Origin of the sequence: Methylobacterium sp. E-025, from assembly GCF_022829705.1 — a bacterium.
GTDB lineage: Bacteria > Pseudomonadota > Alphaproteobacteria > Rhizobiales > Beijerinckiaceae > Methylobacterium.
The window spans coordinates 1-2,957 of the sequence record NZ_JAKSYR010000006.1 but is presented as its reverse complement, the minus strand read 5'-3'; the positions used below and the strand labels follow the sequence as shown (position 1 = coordinate 2,957).

2 protein-coding genes and 1 pseudogene are annotated in these 2,957 nt (G+C 64.8%); 1 reads left to right on the top strand and 2 read right to left on the bottom strand.

The features are described from left to right. Positions 1 to 118, top strand: a pseudogene (locus tag MKK64_RS00205) (porin family protein); the annotation flags it as partial. 1,007 nt (positions 119 to 1,125) lie between these two features. Here the strand turns inward: MKK64_RS00205 and MKK64_RS00200 are convergent. Both MKK64_RS00200 and MKK64_RS00195 read right to left on the bottom strand, forming a co-directional pair. Further along, positions 1,126 to 2,370 carry an NRAMP family divalent metal transporter gene (locus tag MKK64_RS00200; RefSeq protein ID WP_243931661.1) on the bottom strand — a complete coding sequence of 415 codons (1,245 nt, stop codon included), beginning with the start codon at positions 2,368 to 2,370 and terminating at the stop codon, positions 1,126 to 1,128. A gap of 196 nt (positions 2,371 to 2,566) precedes the next feature. Next, the coding region (locus MKK64_RS00195) for an alpha/beta hydrolase (protein ID WP_409567808.1) at positions 2,567 to 2,957 on the bottom strand (391 nt) is incomplete at its 5' end.

Sequence of the window (2,957 nt, the reverse complement as noted above, 5' to 3'; positions counted from 1 at the left end):
CACCGTGACCCTGACCTCGCCGGGCGTGACCGTCGTGCAGAGCGGCCTGAACCGCAACAACAGCACCGAGTTCGCCGTCGTGCGCGCCGGCCTGAACTACAAGTTCGGCTCGTACTAGGACCTGCCGGATCGGCCGCGGCTCGCCCAGAGCCGCGGTTCGGTTGGATGGGTCGGTCGATCAAACAACGCCCCAGGAGAAACCTCCTGGGGCGTTTGTCGTTTTCCGAATCTACCCGTCTAAAAATCGGGGCAAGAAACAAAAAACGCGCCTTTAAAGGCGCGCTTGAGTTGTTTAATTCTAGATGGACTGGAACGAATTCTATTCTATCCGAAGTCGGATCGAACGCAATAGGTGTGGTATAGCTTTTGCCGGGCTTCAAAGGTTGTCCCCGCTCACCGCTGCGCTGTAGTCCGATCCGCCGCTTTTCAATGCCCCATCTGCTGCTGCCGCATCGCCGGCAATGCATGAGTAGGGCGGGAAGCTGTACCGCATCCCAGCCGAGGCCGTGGCGACCTACGAGACCGACAGCAGGTTCAAGGCGCGGAGACCATAACGGCGTCAGGTCACGGCGGACCCTGACGCGTCCCGGTGCGACTTGAAATCCGGCGAGCGTAGTGTCGGACAGGCGACGTGGCGGGGAATGCGCTGACGGGCGCAATGGTAGGAGGGGCTTTCGATGCAGCCATTCCGGCCGCCGGTGCCGCCGCTTCTGGGCTCATGAACCGTCTGACCGGCTCCGCCTCTCCCGAGGTCGCAACCCTCGCCCGCACGGCGCGAGCCCGCTTTGGCATACCGATCCGAGCCGGGCGGATCCGCGACGCCTTGGATGGTGCTCAACGTGCTCTCGATCGCGCGATTGCGTGTCGAGAACAGTCCCGGCTCCCGGGCCGGCGCCCCGTTCTCATTCGCGGGACGATCGTTCGGCGCCATTCCGTCCACGCGGCCCGGCAATCTCGCCGCGGCAAGCACCTCCTACGATCCACGTCGAGGACTGGCAGGCAGGGATCGCCGATGGCCTCCGGCATCGTCACGAACGGCATGCTCTGCGTCACCGGCCCGGAACTGACGGCGGACGAGTGGACGGCGCGGCCCTGACTCCGCGTCGAGATCGGGTTGCAACCGCCCTAAAGCAGCCCAACCCCATCGAGGACACCAACCATCGCGAAGGCGATCGTGAGGCCGGATACGACGTAGACCACCCATTTGTAGGTGCCTTCGACCCGCCGGTCTGGCGGCAGGGCACGGGTGGCGAGCAGGATGAGGAAGCCGAGGGCCAGCGGCAGCAGGAGCGCGTTCATCACTTCTACGGCGACGTTGAGCGCTACAAGGTTCGGTACGAGCTGCACTCCGATCGCACCGGCGACCACAACTAAGGTGAAGGCGCCGTAGAAGGCTGGTGCCTGACGCGGCGACAAGGTGAGGGAGTGCGCTCGGCCCGTCAGGTCGCCGAAGCCCCAGGCGAGCGACAGTGCGACGACGTTGAGTGCCACGAACGCCGCCGCGATGATGCCGACCCCAAAGGCGACGTGTCCGAGCCATGGGCCCAGCGCCGGTGTGAAGGCATCTGCTAGTTGGCCGACCGTATCGAGCCCTTGGGCTGTTCCGCGGCCGCCCTTCCCGATGGTGGCGGCCGCCGCGATCAGGATCGCCCCCATCACGCATTGCGAGATGATCGCACCGACGAGGGTATCCAGGCGCGAGTCGCGTGCGTGTTGCCAGCCAAGGCCCTTATCGACGATCGCCGACTGCTGGTAGAAGATCATCCATGGCATGATGACTGCGCCGATATTGGCTGCGATGAGAACCCGGAAGCCGCCGTCGTTTAGCGGTATGTGCGCGAACGAGGCCAGGATTTCGCCTGGGTCAGGTTTGGCCGCAATAGCGAGTCCGATGAACACGAGTTCGAACAAGCCGACGGCGATGGCTACCACCTCGACACACCGGTAGCCCCCGGTGAACACCAGCCACAGCAGGATCGCCACCGGTAAACCAAGGCTGACGATCCGCGGCACACCGAAAAGGTCACCGATGCCGGCGATCCCCGAGAACTCGGTGACGATGGCTCCGATACCGGCCACGACGAGACCGCCAAATGAAATCCAGGCCCAAGCGGGTCCGAAATGCTCTCGGATTAGCGCGCCGTGACCACGGCCTGTCGCCGTGCCGAGGCGGACGGTGAGTTCCTGAACGATGTAGAGGATCGGCACGAGCAGGAGTTGCAGCAGAAGCAGGGAATAGCCCCAACGCGCTCCGCTCTGCGCGGCGGTGATCAGGCTCCCGACATCGGTGTCGGCGAGCATCACGACAAGACCGGGTCCTGCGGCCTTGAGAAACGCGGATATGCGGGGCAGGTAAGCGGTGTCGGGCACGGCATTGCAACCGGAACGGTCAAGGCGGGTTCCGAGCGTCCCAGTAAACCATGGTGCGTCACAGAAACCCGCTCCCCCCAGGGCCCCTTGAGCGCGTTCGCCCGGCCGATGCAGCCGACGACCATTCGCGGCTCGCGGTGCCCGGATGATCCCCTGATCTGGCTGAGATCAACGCACCGGAAGCGACGTTCAGCCTTCAACCCAGCATGTCGAGGGTCTGGAGCCACGCATGACACAGGGTGGGCCAGACACTTGCGGGCGTGCCCGGCTCCCCAATGCCGAAACCATGGCCGCCCTTGCTGAAGCGGTGGAACTCGACCGGTACGCTCATGTGCCGACAGGCCGTGTCGAGGATGCGGCTGTTCTCCGGACTGATCACGGGATCGTCGTCGGTCTGCACGAGGAAGAGCGGCGGGCAGCCCGGACGCAACTGTGTCTGGAGCGACCAGGCGGTCCGCGCTTCGGGCTTCGGCTGCTCGCCGACGAGGTTCCGCCGGGTGCCCGTGTTGTCGTAAGGCGGCTCCAGCGTGACGACCGGATAGATCAGGGCCGCGAAGTCGGGACGGGCCAACTGCCGATCGATCTCG